Here is a 14,625-nt window from a genome sequence, read left to right as displayed (position 1 = left end):
CTCAATCCTGCCCCATCCCGTTGAACCTCACTCGGAAGATGGTCGGCCAGTTCTTGCCTGTGACCAGGAACTCGTCGGTTCCGGGGACGTGCGCGATGCCGTTGAGGACGTCCACGTCGCCCGCCGGCTTGAGCGAGGACAGGTCGTAGGTGTTCGTCACCTGTCCGTTGGCCGGATCGATGCGCACGATCTCGTCGGTCTTCCACACGTTCGACCAGACCTTGCCGCCGACGCACTCCAGTTCGTTGAGCTGGGTGAGGGGCTGGCCCGCCCGCGTGACCTGCACGCTTCCGTTCTCCTTGAACGACTTCGGGTCGCGGAAGGTCAGCTTCGCGGTGCCGTCGCTCATGATCAGCTGCTTGCCGTCGTCGCAGATGCCCCAGCCCTCGCCCTCGTAGCTCACGCGGCGGAGCTCGTTCAGGGTCTTGCGGTCCCGTTCGATCGCGACGCCGTTCTGCCACGTGATCTGCCAGATGGTGTCGCCGACGACGGTGATGCCCTCGCCGAAGTAGTCGGGCGGCAGATCGACCTTCTTCTGGACGTTGCCGGTCGACGGATCGAGCGCGCGCATCGTCGACTCGCCCTCGAGCCCGGTGCCCTCGTAGAGGACGCCGTCGACCAGTTCCAACCCCTGGGTGAACGCCGACGTGTCGTGCGGAATCTTCTGCAGGACTTCTACCTGCGGTTTCGTCTCCTGCGGAGTCGAGCAGGCGGCCAGCACCGCGACGAGGACCAGCCAGATGGGTGAGCGCACCCAACGGAGGGTGGCACGAGTTTTCGTCCCGGCGAAGACCTGCGGCACAATTCACCACGTGACCGCGACTGAGATGCTCCTCGACGCCGTTGATCTCGCCCGCGCAGCTGCGCAGGAAGAGGCCGGGGTGGAACGCGTCGGCGCTCACGTCGGGGTGCAGGACGAGGACGAGTACTCCGTCACCCATCTGTTCGAGGCCGAGCACGCGGGCTATCGCGGCTGGAGCTGGGCGGTGACCGTCGCCCACGCCGGCGAGGGCACGCCCGTCTCGGTCAGCGAGGTCGTGCTGCTGCCCGGCCAGGACGCCCTGGTGGCCCCGGAGTGGGTGCCGTGGAGCGAACGGGTCCGTGCCGGTGACCTGGGCGTGGGCGACCTGATGCCGCCCCGCGAGGACGACCCGCGCCTGATCGAGGCGTACGTGCAGTCCGACGACCCGGCCATCGAGGAGGTGGCGCTGGAGATCGGCCTCGGCCGTACCCGCGTCCTGTCCCGCGAAGGCCGCATCGACGCTGCCGACCGCTGGGCGGCCTCCGACTTCGGCCCGCGCTCCGACATGGCCCGCAGCGCCCCCGCGCACTGCGGGACCTGCGGTTTCTACACCCGCGTGGCCGGTGCGTTCGGTGCCGCGTTCGGCGTCTGCGCCAACGAGATCGCTCCGGCGGACGGCCACGTCGTGCACGTCGAGTACGGCTGCGGCGCGCACTCGCAGGTCGAGGTCGACATCAGCCCGATGGTGCCGGTCGCCGACCTGGTCTACGACGACGCGCAGCTGGACGTTCTGGACGTCTCGGAGTGACCGACCCGTTCGGCACCGAGGTCCTGCGCACCTCGGTCCTGGCCGCGTGGCGTGGTTCGCCCACCCGCTTCCGTGAAGACGCGAACGCCGAGGAAGACCTCCGCATCGGTGGCTACCGGGACCGTTTGCTCGTCGAACTCGCCCAGAACGCGGCCGACGCGGCCGGTTCCGAGCCGGGTGTGTTGCGGATCACTCTCGTTGATGGCGAGCTGCGCGCGGCGAACACCGGTGCGCCGCTGACCGAGGCCGGTGTGGCCGCTCTGGCCTCGCTGCGGGCCTCCTCGAAGGAGTCCGGCGTCGGTCAGTTCGGCGTCGGCTTCGCGGCCGTGCTGGCCGTGTCCGACGCACCGCGCGTGGTCTCCACGACGGGTGGCGTCGAGTTCTCCCTGGCGCGGACCCGTGCCGAGGTGCCGGACCTGGCCTCCGAACGCGGCGGCGACGTGCCGGTGCTGCGACTGGTCTGGCCGGTCGTGGAGGACGTGCCGGACGGGTTCGCGACCGAGGTCCGCCTGCCGCTGAAGGTCGACCTGTCGCTGGACGACCTGGCCGCGGAGGTGCCGGACCTGCTGCTGGCGTTGCCGGGTCTGCGTCGCATCGAGGTCGGCTCCCAGTCGTGGGAACGCTTCGTCACCGAGGACGGTGTGGTCACCGTCGGCACGTCGCGCTGGCTGGTGGAGCGCACCGTCGGCGAACTGCCCGCGGAACTCGTCCAGGGCGTCGAGCACCGTCCTCAGTGGACCGTGTCGTGGGCGTACCCGCTCGATTCGGAGCTGGGCGAGGACGTGCTGCACGCGCCGACGCCGACCGACGAGCGCCTGTCGTTGCCCGCCCGCCTGATCGCGACCTTGCCGGTCGAGCCCTCGCGCCGCCGGATCCTGCCGGGCCCGGCCGCGTGGTCGGTGCTGGACGCCGCCGCCGCTGCCTATCCGGCCCTGGTGGCGCGGGTGCCGGCGATCGAGCGGACCGCTCTCGTGCCGTTGCCGGGCTTCCCTCTGTCCGAAGTGGACGATCGGCTGCGGACGGCCGTGGTGCGCTCGTTGCGCGCCTCCGCCTGGCTGCCGCTGGCTTCCGGCGAGTGGATCGAGCCCTCACGCGCTCGCGTCCTGGACGTCGGTTCCGAGGAGCTCGTCGACCTGGTCGAGGACGCTCTGCCCGGGCTGCTGGACGCCGAACTGTCCGCCCCGGTGCACGCCAAAGCCCTGGCAGCGCTGGAAGTTCCGCGCGTGACCACCGCCGAGGTCGTCGCGGCTCTGGCGGGCGTCTCCGGTGATCCCGGCTGGTGGCGTGACGTCTACGCGGCCTTCGCGCCTCTCGCCGAGGTGGATCCGGACGTCCGCGAGGCGTTGGCGTCGCTGCCCGTGCCGCTGGCCGACGGCCGCGTGGTGACGGGGCCGCGGACCACGTTGATCGCCGACGAACCGTTGCCCGGTCTGCGGGTCGTGCACCCGGACGCCGTGCACCCGTTGCTGGTGCGGCTGGGCGCGGTAGAGGCCGGTGCCGCCGAACTGCTCGCGGATCCCTCACTGCGTGAGAACGTGGCGCGGTCGCTGGAAGACGCCGAGGCCGGTCTCGACGGGCTGGACCTGGTCGAGACCGTGCTGCGCCTCGTGGACCGCGCCGGTCTGCGGGCAGGGGAGGAGCCCTGGCTGGGGTCGCTGGCCCTGCCGGACGGCGCCGGTGAGTGGCATCGCGCGGACGAGTTGCTGCTGCCGGACTCGCCGTTGGTCGGCGTGGTCGAGGCGGACGCGTTTCCGTTGCTGTCCAAGGAGATCGCCGAGACCTACCCGCGTTCCGCGCTGGTCGCCGCCGGTGTGGTGGACGGGTTCTCGGTGGTCGTCGACGACGAGCCCTCCGGACCGGATCACGACCTCGCCGACGAGTCCGCGTGGTGGGCGTCCGTGCCGGACGAGCCCAGTCGCGTCGTGGCCGTCCGGGACCTGGACCTCGTAGCGGACTGGCCCGCCGCACTGCGGTTGCTGGCCTCCGACCCGGTGACCTGGCGCGCGGTGACCGAGCCCGACGGCTACACGGGCTGGTGGATCGCCCGGCACGCGCTGCTGGCCGGCAAGTCGCCGCGGTCGTTCCGGCTGCCGGACGCCTCGTTGCTGGACGGGCTCTTCGACGCCGTGCCGGATCTCGAACTGCCCGAGCACGTGCTGCGGGCCGTCGGCGTCCGGTCGTCGCTGGAGATCTGGGACGACGACGATGCCGAGTTCGTGCTGGAACGGCTCGGGGACGCGGACCGTGCGATCGCGGATGCCGTGGTGTTGCGCGCCTACGGGGCTCTGCCCGAGGGGGACTTCGCTCCGCCTGAGCAGGTTCGGGTGCTCTCCGGGGAGGTGGCCGCCGCCGAGGACGTCGTGGTGCTGGACCACCCGTGGTTGCTCGGGGTGGTGCCGGCTTCCCGCGTGCTGCTGGCCGACGGCTCCGAGGAGCTGGCCGACCTGCTGGACCTGGCGCTGGCCTCCGAGGAGTTCGAGGGTTCGCCCGACCACGTCGGCGAGATCGTCCAGTGGCGCGACCTCGGTGCCGTTCGGATGGCGTGCGAACTGCTGGAGGTCGCGCTGCCCGACGGTGTTGTCGTCGTGCACGACGAACTGCAGGTCGACGGGCAACGGGTCGAGTGGTGGATGGCCGACGACGTTCCGCACGCCTCCGACACGCCTGAGGGGCTCGCACGGGCGTTGGCCTGGGTCACGCAGCGGTGGGCGGATCGGCACACGTTCGCCGCGCTGATCACCGATCCGAGGGCTGCGACCCTGCTGGGCTGAGTCGCCGGGTCAGGCCGGTTCGACGGTCGTGCGCAGGGAGCGCAAGGCTTCCTGCAGCAGGTCGTGCAAGGTCCGGGTCTCGCCCGGCCGGCACCAGTTCCGGAACGCCACCTGCTGCGCGAGCATGGCGGCACCGGCGGCGAGGAATGCCGTTTCAGCGTCACCGCACCGTGCTTGCAGCACGGCCGCGATGGCCTCGGTGAGCGCGGCGTTCTTGGAGAGTTCGCGCTCCTGCAACTCCGGGTTGGCGGCGACAATGGCGTAACGGCGTGCCATCAGGGCACGGCGGTCCTCGAACATCCTGTCGCCAACGACTTCCAGCGCGCGCACGACGGCGTCGAGCGGCGGCAGGGAGTCGTCGCCTGCCTCGATCTCGCCGACGATCTCCTGCTGGAGCTGTGAGCTCAGCCGGAACAGCACCTCGCGCTTGTCGGCGAAGTGGTTGAAGAACGTGCGCTGGGTGAGCTCCGCCCGCTGGACGATCTCGGCGACCGTCGTGCGCTCGAACCCCTGGTGGTCGAAGAGTTCCAACGCGGCGGTCTGCAGGCGCTCGGGCGCGTCCGGTTTCCATCGCGGCATGCGCCGAAGCCTAGCGACTGCACAATGTGCAGTCACTGCTGTACGGTGATTGCACAAGCTGCAATCACATCGGGAGGCTTCCACATGACTGAGGTGTCGATCGTCCGGCCCGGCGAGGGCGAGCTCATCGCCAGCGGTCCGTCGCAGATCCGGATCCTCGAAGACGGCAGCAACACCCACCGCCGCCTGGGCATCGGTGAGGTCGTCATTCCCCCGCACACGCCCGGTCCTCCGCAGCACCGGCACGCGCAGCACGACGAAGGCTTCTACGTGCTCTCGGGCACCGTGCGGTTCACCATCGGGCAGGACGACCACGAGGTCGGTGCCGGCACGTGGGTCACCGTCCCGCCGGGTGCGCCGCACACCTTTGCCAACCCCGGAGACGACCCTGCGGTCATGCTGACCACCTTCACGCCGGACCTGTACGTGCAGTACTTCCGCGACCTCAAGGCCATGGTCGAGTCGGGGCAACCGATGACGCGCGAGACCATGACGCCGATCTGGAAGAACTACGCCACCGAACCGTCCACCGAGTTCGCCTAGCTCGCTACCTCTGCCGGCTCCGGCAGTGCCTCCGCGGGGGCCTGCCGCCGCCGTCGCAGCCTCGGCTTCCCGATGTCGCCGCGCCTGACCAGGACGATCCACGCGGTGATCGTCACCAGCATCGACACGGCACCGCCGATGATGATCGGTGCCCGGCCGTTGATCTCGCCGAGCCAGCCCATCAGCGGACCGCCGACGGGGTTTCCGCCGAGGAACACCAGCATGTAGATGCCCATCACGCGGCCGCGCATCTCGGGTTCCACGGCCAGTTGGACGGTGGCGTTGGCGGTCGTGTTGAAGGTCATCATCGCGACGCCGACCGGGATCATCATCAGACCGGTCAGGAGCATCGTCGGCATCATCCCGGAGACGATCTCCAGCAGTCCGAAGATCACGCCGGAGCCGATGAACACGCTCATTTTCGGCGTTTTTCGCTTGGCTGCCAGCGTCGCACCCGCGAGCGTGCCGACGGCGATCAACGTCGACAGGAGTCCGTAGGCGTCGGCGTCGCCGCCGAAGACGTTGCGGGCCACGATCGCGAGCGTCATGTAGAAGTTCATGCCGAACGTGGCGATGAAGAAGACGAGCACCATGACCGTCAGCAGGTCAGGGCGGCTTCTGACGTAGCGCAGGCCCGAGAGGAGCTGGCCCTTTTCGCGCGGCAGCGGCTCGGAGCGCAGCAGCTGGGACGTGCGCATCAGCCAGATGCCGCCGACCACGCCCACGAAGCTGATGGCGTTGGCCAGGAAGACCCAGCCGGTGCCGATCGCCACGATCGTCAGGCCGGCGATGGCAGGGCCGATGATGCGGGCCAGGTTGAACATCATCGAGTTGATCGCGACGGCGTTGGTCAGCTGGTCGCGGCCGACCATCTCGACCACGAACGACTGGCGCACCGGCGTTTCCACCGCCGAGAAGGCGCCCAGCAGCAGGCAGAGCAGGTAGACGTGCCAGAGCTCGACGACGCCGGTGACGTCGAGGATGCCCAGCGCCAGGGCGCAGATGCCCAGCGCGGACTCGAGCCACAGCAGGAGCTTGCGCTTGTCCATGCGGTCGGCGAGGACGCCACCCCACATGGACAGCAGCAGGACCGGGAGGAACTGGAGCGAGGCGGCGAAGCCGAGTGCGACGGGGGAGCCGTTCGAGAGCTCCAGGACCAGCCAGTCCTGGGCGACCCGCTGCATCCAGACGCCGACCAGCGAGATGATCTGACCGGAGGCGTAGAGGCGATAGTTGTATATGCTTAAGGATCCGAACATTCCGGTACGACGAGGTGGCGAACTGTCTGCTCCACCACCCGCGTAACCCGACACGTTCTTACTGACCCGCCATCCTGTCGATGATTTCGGCGGCCCGGGTGAGCAGTTCCCGCTCCTCGGGGTCCAGCTCGGCCAGCCGCCTGTCCAGCCACGCTTCGCGGGCCGTGATCTCGTCTTCCAGGTACGACAAGCCTTCGCCCGTGAGCTCGACGATGGCTTGACGGCCGTCGGTGGGGTGCGGGCTGCGCGTCGCGAACCCGAACTCCTCCAGGGCGGCGATCACGCGCGTCATCGACGGCGGCTGCACGCCTTCCTTGGCCGCGAGCTCGCCAGGGGTCAGCGGACCGCACTTGTGCAGTGTGGACAGCGCTGACACCTGGGTGAGCGACACCGACGAGTTGGTGCGCTGCGCTCGCAGGCGGCGGTTGAGACGAACGACGGCAAGCCTCAGCCTGCTCGCCAGTCCGTGCTGATCGATCGCCACGTAGTTAGCATACCTCACGAAATAGTTTCCTGCCGAAAGGTCAGCTCAGCAGGGCCTGGATCGGTCCCAACGAGAAGTAGACGACGAAAGCGGCCGCCACGATCCACATCAGCGCGTGGATTTCTCGTGCCTTGCCCGTCAGGGCCTTGAGCAGGACGTAGCTGACGAAGCCCGCGCCGATGCCGTTCGCGATCGAGTAGGTGAACGGCATGACGACGATCGTGAGGAACGCGGGCAGGGCGATGGTGAAGTCGGTGAAGTCGATCTCGCGGACCTGCATCATCATCAGCGCGCCGACGATCACCAGCGCTGGGGCCGCTGCCTCGATCGGGACCACTTCGTAGAGCGGCGTGAAGAACATCGCGAGCAGGAACAGCACGCCGGTCACGACGTTCGCGAGCCCGGTCCGCGCGCCCTCCGCGATGCCGGACGCCGATTCGATGTAGACGGTGTTCGACGAGCTGGACGCGGCACCACCGGCCACGGCACCGAGGCCGTCGACGAACAGCGCCTTGCTCACGTTGGGAAGCTGGCCGTCCTCCTTGATCAGGTCGGCTTCCTTGCCCAGTCCGGTCATGGTGCCGACGGTGTCGAAGAAGTCGGTCAGCACCAGCGTGAAGACGATCAGCGCGGCGGCCAGCGCCGGAATCCGCGTCCACGCGCCGAACGACACCTCGCCGAGCAGGGAGAGGTCGGGGATGCCGAAGACCTGGTCGGGCAGCGCGGGGTAACCGAGGTTCCAGCCCTTGGCGTTGACGCCCGCGGACGGCCCGGCCTTGACGAGGGCCTCGAGGATGATCGCGAAGATCGCCGTCGCGACGATGCCGATGAGGATCGCGCCCTTGACCCGGCGCGCGAACAGCACACCCGTGAGCACGAGCCCGACCACGAACACCAGCGTCGGCCAGCTCGCGATCGACCCGTTGATGCCGAGCCCGACCGGCACGGTGGTGTTGGCGGCGTCCGGCAGCCGGCGCACGAACCCGGCGTCCACGAGTCCGATGAAGCAGATGAACAGACCGATGCCGACCGCGATCGCGGCCTTCAGTTCGTTCGGCACGGCGTTGAACACCGCGGTCCGCACGCCCGTCACGACCAGCAGCAGCACCACGAGCCCGTTGACCAGGATGAGCCCCATCGCCTCGGGCCACGTGACCTTGGCGGCCACCGACACCGCGACGAACGAGTTGATGCCCAGCCCCGTGGCCAGCGCGAACGGGTAGTTGGCGATCAGTCCGAAGAGGATGGTCATCACGCCGGCGACCAGCGCCGTCACCGCGGCGACCTGCCCCACCGGCAGGATGTTGCCGAGCACGTCGGGGTGCGAACCGGGCCCCGTCGGCGCGAAGCTGCCGATGATCAGCGGGTTCAGCACGACGATGTAGGCCATCGTGAAGAAGGTCACGACACCGCCGCGCAGTTCACGCGCCACGGTCGACCCGCGCTCGGAAATCTTGAAGAACCCGTCCAGCATCTGCTCTCCTTACCGATGTGTCCGAACGCGACCCCGCCCCACACCCGCCCGCACTGCCTCATCGACTGGCCGACCCGGTGCCGGTGGTGCTCGGCGGCACCGCGGTGTGGTTCCTCGGATTCCTGGTCGTGCTGCTCGTCGACCGCTCGAACAGCACCCTGATCTGGACGACGCTGTCCGGCGGTCTGCTCGGGATCATCGGGTACGGAGTCTTCTACTGGCAACGCCGGGCGGCGAGGCGCGGATCACGCGGGGCGCAGCAGGGGCTGGAAGGCGCCTAGTCCGGCAACACGTTCGTCATCTCCACACCCTTCCGGGTGTTTTCCCGGCATGCGTCCGGGACGCGGGGTTCCCAAGGAAGCGAAGTTAGGCTAACCTAAGTCTCGTCGCTTCGTGGTGGGAGCGGCAGTCAGTTCGGGAACGGACGAGGCCCCCACTCTGGGCAGGGCGGGGGCCTCGTCGTATTCAGCAGCGGGGAGCTTGTCGGAGCACCCACCGCCGAAGCTCTACGGCAGCTGCAGCCCGTTCTGGCCGGCGCGCGCCGCCTCGAAGCGAGCGGACACGTCCTCCCAGTTGACGACGTTCCACAGCGCCGAGATGTAGTCGGTCTTCAGGTTGCGGTACTGCAGGTAGTACGCGTGCTCCCAGATGTCGAACGCGAGCAGCGGCGTGGTCGCGATCGACAGGTTCGAGTGGTGGTCCTTGAGCTGCAGCGTGACCAGCTTCTGGCCGATCGGCTCCCACGCGAGGATGCCCCAGCCGGAGCCCTGGATCGAGGACGCGGCGGCGTTGAGCTGGCCGCGGAACTTGTCGAACGAGCCGAAGTGCTCGTCGATCGCGGCCGCGAGCTCGCCGACGGGCTTGTCGCCGCCGTTGGGCGAGAGGTTCTTCCACCACACCTGGTGCAGCGCGTGGCCCGCGAGGTGGAACGCCAACGTGGTCTCCAGGCCGACGATGCCCCCGAAAGCCTCCTTGTCGCGGGCCTCCTCGATCTGCTCCAGCGTGTCGTTCGCGCCCTTCACGTAGGCGGCGTGGTGCTTGCCGTGGTGCAGCTCGTTGATCTCGCCGATGATCGCCGGCTCGAGGTCGCCGTAGTCGTAGTCGAGATCCGGCAGCACGTACTGGGCCATGACATCTCCCCAATTGCAATCTCTTGGTATTTGCAACTTACTAGCAACAAGGGCCAGTTAACCAGTTGCGCGCGGTCGTACCGTCGTAAGCGTGTCCGTGCTGACAGCCAGGAACATTTCGCTGTCGTTCGGTCCGAGGACCGTGATCTCGGAGGTTGATTTCGATGTTTCGCCTGGTGACCGCGTCGGCCTGATCGCGCCCAACGGCGTCGGCAAGTCCACGTTGCTCCGCCTGCTCGCCGGTGAGCTGCTGCCGGAATCCGGATCTGTCTCAAACACCGGGACCGTCGCGCACCTGACGCAGGAGACCCTCCACGTAACTGGAGAGTCGCTCAGGGACCACCTCGCGCGGCGCACCGGCGTCGCGCAGGCCGAGCAGTGGCTGCAACGGGAGGCAGAAGCCCTCGCGGACGGCGGCGGTGAGCGGTACTCCGACGCGTTCGACCACTGGACCGCCATCGGTGCCGGTGACTTCGACGAACGCGCGGATGCCGTCTGCGAACGTCTTGGCCTGCGGGCGGATCTGCTCGACGGCCGGGAGCCCGACGCGTTGTCGGGCGGTCAGCAGGCGCGGCTCAGGCTGGCGGCGGTCCTGCTCACCCGTGCCGACGTGCTGCTGCTCGACGAGCCGACGAACGACCTCGACGCCGCCGGGCTCGATCTGCTGGAGTCCCACGTCAGGGCGTATCAGGGCGCGATCGTGCTGGTCAGCCACGACCGCGAGTTCCTGGCGCGCACCACGACCGCGATCGCCGAACTGGACGAGTTCACCCACAAGATCGCTGTGTTCGGCGGTGGGTGGGACGCCTACGTCGAGGAGAAGGCGAACGCGGGCCGTCGGGCGCAGGAGGAGTACGAGGCGTACTCGGCCAAGCGCGACTCGCTGGTGCAGCGCAGCAGGCAGGTCAAGGAGTGGTCGCGGCAGGGCGTGCACCGGGCGAACAGCGCCAAGGCGCGCAGGGACGAGCCGGACAAGAACGTGCGCGCCGGTCGCACGCAGTCGGCGGAGAACCTGACCGCCAAAGCGTCCGTTGTGGACCGTCAGCTGGCCAGGCTGGACGAGGTCGAGGAACCGCGCGAGGCCTGGGAGTTGCGGCTCACGCTGCCGTCGGCCGGGCGGGGGAGTTCGGTCGCGTTCACCCTGCGCCACGCCGTGGTCAGTCGCGGCGACGTGACGCTCGGACCGATCGACCTCACGATCGGCGCCGGTGAGCGGTGGCGCGTCACCGGTCCGAACGGCTCCGGCAAGTCGACGTTGCTGGGCGCGTTGCTCGGCCGCATCCCGCTGTCCGAAGGAGACCGTTCCATCGGACCCGGTGTCGTCGTCGGCGAGGTCGACCAGCTCCGGGCGGAGTTCGCGAGCGACGAGAGCGCGTTGCGGATCGTGGCCGGCGCGACGGGGCTGCAGGACGTCGAGGTGCGCACGTTGCTGGCGAAGTTCCGGCTCGGCGCGGACGCCGTGCTGCGACCGGCGCGGGACCTCTCACCGGGTGAACGCACCCGCGCGGGATTGGCTTTGTTGCAAGCTCGTGGCACCACATGTTTGGTCCTCGACGAACCGACGAATCACCTCGACCTGCCGGCCATCGAACAGCTGGAACAGGCGCTCGAAAACTACGAAGGCACGTTGTTGCTGGTCACGCACGATCGGCGGCTCGCATCGGCCGTGCGGGTGGATCACGAGATCAACGTCCGCGACCTTCTCACGTTTCCTCGTGTGAAGGGTGGAAGATATGAGGCATGACCACCGAGGAGGACTGGCCGGTCGAACAGACCTGGTCGATGCGCAACACCCACTGGCACGCCTATGTGGAACACACTTCGCTCGATCACGCCTCCCCTCGCCAGGTTCGGCTCGAACGCACCCCTGAGGAAGTGCTGACGTCGCCGGCGGAGGTGGCCGCGTGGCTGGAGGTCAACCTCCGCAGCGCCACCAGGCCCGAGGAGACCGGCAAGAAGCGGGTGACGGACGAGCGCGACTTCACCGACTCGAACCGCGTGCACGCCTCACTGGCGTCGCGCGGCGAGTCGATCTACACGGGTGTGAAGGGCGAGCTGACGCTGGCGGTCGAGGCCGTGACGCCGGACGAGTGCCGGATCTCCCACGACGGCGCGGACGTCGCGCCACTGAAGGCGGGGCGCCGCCGCTGACGCTCTGAGGCTGGACGCCGCCGCTAGATTCGATTCCCTGGGGGAGTTTCACGCTGGGGGATGCGATGAGGCGGGTTCTGGCTGTGCTGGGGGCGCTGGTCCTGGTGATCGCCGGCGTCGTGGTGTGGCAGCGGTCCGACGAACCGCCGCCCAGGTACGTGGTGCTGCAGTACGCGGACGCGTCGGAGCTCTGGCGTTCCGGCGACCCCGAGACACCGCTGGTCAGGCAGGTCGCCAGAGAGCTCGCCACGCGCGGGTCGCTGTCGCTGGACAAGCTCCGCCGGGACGGCGCCGTCGTGGTGACGACGATCGACGCGAGGGCGCAGTCCGGTGCCGATGCCGCGATCCGGGAGAAGGCGTCCGGTCGTTCGGGACTGGTGGCCGTCGACCCCGCCAGAGGCGCCGTGCGGGCGTACGCGCCGGGGGAGGACGCTGCCGTCGATCGCGCGGGCGGTGTGGTGAAGCAGCCCGGTCCGGTGTTCTTCCCGTTCAGCGCCGCTGCGGCAGCGCAGGAGGGCAAGGCGCTGGACCAGGGCGACGCGGAACGGGCGGTCAGGGTCGCGCAACGGGCCGGGGTGCCGGAGTACGCCGACGTCGAGGGCACCCGGACCAAGCTGCTCGACGGACCGGACGGCGGACTGCGGCCGCTCGACCTCGCGTCCGGGTACGCGACGTTCGCCGCGGAAGGCACGCACCGCGACGCCCACTTCGTCACGCACGTGACCGACGTGCACGGTGCGACGCTGTACCAGGCGCTGGACACACCGCAGCCGGCGTTCGACCGGGATCCGTTGCGCAGCAAGGAGATCGCGAACAAGGTCAACGAAGTGCTGAGGAACGACCCGGCGTGCGGCAACGACCTCTGGACGGCCTGCCGCGAAGGAACGCCGACGGGGACACGGCACGCGTGGTTCGCCGGGGCCACCCCGGAGCTGTCGGTGGCGGTGCTGGCAGAGGACGAGGCCGGCGGCGCCGTTGACGCCGGCCTGCCCAAGGCCGTGTGGGAGAAGTTCCTCGAGAAACTGCGGCCCTAACCCACGTGCCACGTGTGCACGGGCTCGCCCGCGTGCATCAGCTCCATGTACCGCTTGAGCATGCCGGACAGGGCACTGTCCCTCGACATGCCACGCTCTTCCAGCAGCGCAACGGTTTCCCGCTGCCACGACGATCCCGTGCGCCGCGCGAGGCAGCGCTGCTCGATCACGCCGAGGTAGCGCTCACGGGCCTCGTCGGAGACACCGCAGTCGCGCAGGCCGTCGTGCGCCATCGGCAGCAGCCGGCGCAGCACCAGCTCGTCCGGTGGGATCCAGCCGATGCCCGGCCAGTACAGCTGGGCGTTCATGCCGTGCCGGGCACCGGTGTAGAGGTTCTCCTCGGCCGCCTGGAACGACATCTGCGTCCACAGTGGACGTTCCTGGGAGGTGAGCGCGCGCTGGGCGCCGTAGAAGAAGGCGGCGTTGGCCATCGTGTCGAGCACGGTGGGTCCCGCGGGCAGGACCCGGTTCTCGACGCGCAGGTGCGGCACCCCGTCGACGACGTCGTAGACAGGGCGGTTCCAGCGCCAGATCGTGCCGTTGTGCAGGCGCAGCTCGGAAAGACGAGGCGCGCCACCGGCTTCCAGGACCTCCAACGGGTCCTCGTCGTCGGTTTCGGGCAGCAGGCTGGGGAAGTAGCGCACGTTCTCCTCGAACAGGTCGAAGATCGACGTGATCCAGCGTTCACCGAACCACACGCGCGGACGGACGCCCTGGTTCTTCAGCTCGTCCGGACGGGTGTCGGTGGCCTGCTCGAACAACGGGATCCGGGTCTCGTGCCAGAGCGCTTTGCCCAGCAGGAAAGCCGAATTCGCGGCGATGGCGACTTGCACGCCCGCGAGGCACTGCGCGGCGTTCCAGTGCGCGGCGAAGTGCATCGGCTCGACCTGCAGGTGCAGCTGCACGGACGTGCACGCGGCCTCCGGCAGGATCGACTCCGCGTACGTGTCCAGCTTCTCCGGGTTCTTGCCCGGCATCGCCGGGCCTTCCATGCGCAGCACCATCTCCTCGCCGCGGGCCTTGAAGATGGTGTCGTTGAGCAGGGCGTACCTCGGCGCCTCGGAGAGCCACTTGCGGTCGAAGTGCCTCTCCCGCAACGTGGGCAGCACGCCGATCATGGCGAGGTTCGCACCCGCGTCGTTGGCCTTCGAATCGGCGTTGTCGAGCGACGTGCGCAGTTCCTCTTCCAGGCCAAGCATCTCACCCCCGGCCAGCTCGCGCGGGGGGACGTTGATCTCCAGGTTCTGCTGCCCCAGCTCCAGCGTGTAGGAGGGATCGTCGATCTTCTCGAGCACCTCCGAGTTCGCCATCGCCGGCCGCATCGCGTCGTCGACGAGGTTCAACTCGATCTCGAGCCCCATCTGCCGACGGGGAAAGGAAAACGTGTCTTCGGCCAGCATCGTGGCCAATGCGTCGAGACTTCGCTGCATCTTCTCGCGATAGCGCTGGCGATCGTCTCTGGTGAAAGTGCGGCTGGACACTTCACTTCCCATGCCGCTACCCCTTCGCTCGGCGCCGGTGGGCGCGGGCCAGGCGGAACGCCAAAAGTCGCACAGCGCAATCCCCCTTTACATCGCCCAAAACGGTGCTCTCTGTCACATGGAGGTAACAACCAGCGATCATCCCCTGGTCGGACGTGTGCGGTTCCGC

At 68.8% G+C, this 14,625-nt stretch carries 14 protein-coding genes; 7 read left to right on the top strand and 7 right to left on the bottom strand.

Translation table 11 applies throughout. The features are described 5' to 3' along the window. Position 1: 1 nt before the first annotated feature. On the bottom strand, positions 2–754 hold the full coding sequence (locus tag ACH413_RS13800; protein WP_360046588.1) for a glutaminyl-peptide cyclotransferase: 753 nt from the start codon (positions 752–754) through the stop codon (positions 2–4). 58 nt (positions 755–812) lie between these two features. Here ACH413_RS13800 and ACH413_RS13795 point away from each other — a divergent pair, with 58 nt between their 5' ends. Continuing rightward, positions 813–1,550, top strand: coding sequence for a DUF3027 domain-containing protein (locus tag ACH413_RS13795; RefSeq protein ID WP_360046590.1), 738 nt, complete (start codon positions 813–815; stop codon positions 1,548–1,550). Continuing rightward, positions 1,547–4,321: a sacsin N-terminal ATP-binding-like domain-containing protein gene (locus ACH413_RS13790; RefSeq protein WP_360046592.1), complete on the top strand. Its 2,775-nt coding sequence runs from the start codon at positions 1,547–1,549 to the stop codon at positions 4,319–4,321. The genes ACH413_RS13795 and ACH413_RS13790 overlap by 4 nt, the downstream gene beginning before the upstream one ends. Before the next feature lie 9 nt (positions 4,322–4,330). Here ACH413_RS13790 and ACH413_RS13785 read toward each other — a convergent pair whose 3' ends face one another. Continuing rightward, positions 4,331–4,900 carry a TetR family transcriptional regulator gene (locus ACH413_RS13785; protein ID WP_360046594.1) on the bottom strand — a complete coding sequence of 190 codons (570 nt, stop codon included), beginning with the start codon at positions 4,898–4,900 and terminating at the stop codon, positions 4,331–4,333. Between the two features lie 84 nt (positions 4,901–4,984). Here ACH413_RS13785 and ACH413_RS13780 point away from each other — a divergent pair, with 84 nt between their 5' ends. Continuing rightward, positions 4,985–5,443, top strand: coding sequence for a cupin domain-containing protein (locus ACH413_RS13780; protein WP_360046596.1), 459 nt, complete (start codon positions 4,985–4,987; stop codon positions 5,441–5,443). Here ACH413_RS13780 and ACH413_RS13775 read toward each other — a convergent pair. The 3 genes from ACH413_RS13775 to ACH413_RS13765 are packed head-to-tail and all read right to left on the bottom strand — an operon-like array spanning position 5,440 to position 8,660. Next, positions 5,440–6,702 carry an MFS transporter gene (locus tag ACH413_RS13775; RefSeq protein WP_360046598.1) on the bottom strand — a complete coding sequence of 421 codons (1,263 nt, stop codon included), beginning with the start codon at positions 6,700–6,702 and terminating at the stop codon, positions 5,440–5,442. The genes ACH413_RS13780 and ACH413_RS13775 overlap by 4 nt on opposite strands. Before the next feature lie 58 nt (positions 6,703–6,760). Then, positions 6,761–7,186, bottom strand: a complete 426-nt coding sequence (locus ACH413_RS13770) for a MarR family winged helix-turn-helix transcriptional regulator (RefSeq protein ID WP_396424978.1) — start codon at positions 7,184–7,186, stop codon at positions 6,761–6,763. A gap of 40 nt (positions 7,187–7,226) precedes the next feature. Next, the gene (locus tag ACH413_RS13765) at positions 7,227–8,660 is read right to left on the bottom strand and encodes an NCS2 family permease (protein ID WP_360046600.1); all 1,434 of its coding nucleotides are present in this window, start codon (positions 8,658–8,660) and stop codon (positions 7,227–7,229) included. A 17-nt stretch (positions 8,661–8,677) separates the two neighbouring features. Here ACH413_RS13765 and ACH413_RS13760 point away from each other — a divergent pair, with 17 nt between their 5' ends. Beyond that, complete coding sequence (locus tag ACH413_RS13760) at positions 8,678–8,941, top strand: DUF2530 domain-containing protein (protein WP_360046602.1); 264 nt, start codon at positions 8,678–8,680, stop codon at positions 8,939–8,941. A gap of 225 nt (positions 8,942–9,166) precedes the next feature. Here the strand turns inward: ACH413_RS13760 and ACH413_RS13755 are convergent, their stop codons facing one another. Next, a complete protein-coding gene (locus ACH413_RS13755) occupies positions 9,167–9,790 on the bottom strand; it encodes a superoxide dismutase (RefSeq protein WP_093605442.1) in 624 nt (207 codons plus the stop codon). A gap of 91 nt (positions 9,791–9,881) precedes the next feature. Between ACH413_RS13755 and ACH413_RS13750 the strand changes: the two genes are divergently transcribed. The 3 genes from ACH413_RS13750 (at position 9,882) to ACH413_RS13740 (ending at position 12,975) form a co-directional block, all read left to right on the top strand. Continuing rightward, a complete protein-coding gene (locus ACH413_RS13750; protein ID WP_360046604.1) occupies positions 9,882–11,534 on the top strand; it encodes an ABC-F family ATP-binding cassette domain-containing protein in 1,653 nt (550 codons plus the stop codon). Next, positions 11,531–11,941, top strand: coding sequence for a hypothetical protein (locus ACH413_RS13745; RefSeq protein WP_360046606.1), 411 nt, complete (start codon positions 11,531–11,533; stop codon positions 11,939–11,941). Before ACH413_RS13750 ends, ACH413_RS13745 begins: the two co-directional genes overlap by 4 nt. Before the next feature lie 65 nt (positions 11,942–12,006). After that, positions 12,007–12,975 (top strand): hypothetical protein, encoded by a 969-nt coding sequence (locus tag ACH413_RS13740; protein WP_360046608.1) that lies wholly within the window; start codon positions 12,007–12,009, stop codon positions 12,973–12,975. Here the strand turns inward: ACH413_RS13740 and ACH413_RS13735 are convergent. Further along, positions 12,972–14,468, bottom strand: a complete 1,497-nt coding sequence (locus ACH413_RS13735; protein WP_360046610.1) for a glutamate--cysteine ligase — start codon at positions 14,466–14,468, stop codon at positions 12,972–12,974. The two genes, ACH413_RS13740 and ACH413_RS13735, sit on opposite strands and share 4 nt — an antisense overlap. Positions 14,469–14,625 lie beyond the last annotated feature (157 nt).

The organism is Lentzea sp. NPDC020367 (assembly GCF_044387305.1).
Classification (GTDB): domain Bacteria; phylum Actinomycetota; class Actinomycetes; order Mycobacteriales; family Pseudonocardiaceae; genus Lentzea.
Note: the sequence above shows the minus strand (reverse complement) of the source record. Positions and strands in the feature narration are given on the sequence as shown.

Excerpts from the sequence above, each read along its gene's own strand:
- ACH413_RS13785 (WP_360046594.1), bottom strand. The coding sequence starts at position 4,900 with ATGCCGCGATGGAAACCGGACGCGCCCGAGCGCCTGCAGACCGCCGCG.
- ACH413_RS13780 (WP_360046596.1), top strand. The coding sequence starts at position 4,985 with ATGACTGAGGTGTCGATCGTCCGGCCCGGCGAGGGCGAGCTCATCGCC.
- ACH413_RS13775 (WP_360046598.1), bottom strand. The coding sequence starts at position 6,702 with ATGTTCGGATCCTTAAGCATATACAACTATCGCCTCTACGCCTCCGGT.
- ACH413_RS13765 (WP_360046600.1), bottom strand. The coding sequence starts at position 8,660 with ATGCTGGACGGGTTCTTCAAGATTTCCGAGCGCGGGTCGACCGTGGCG.
- ACH413_RS13755 (WP_093605442.1), bottom strand. The coding sequence starts at position 9,790 with ATGGCCCAGTACGTGCTGCCGGATCTCGACTACGACTACGGCGACCTC.
- ACH413_RS13745 (WP_360046606.1), top strand. The coding sequence starts at position 11,531 with ATGACCACCGAGGAGGACTGGCCGGTCGAACAGACCTGGTCGATGCGC.
- ACH413_RS13740 (WP_360046608.1), top strand. The coding sequence starts at position 12,007 with ATGAGGCGGGTTCTGGCTGTGCTGGGGGCGCTGGTCCTGGTGATCGCC.
- ACH413_RS13735 (WP_360046610.1), bottom strand. The coding sequence starts at position 14,468 with ATGGGAAGTGAAGTGTCCAGCCGCACTTTCACCAGAGACGATCGCCAG.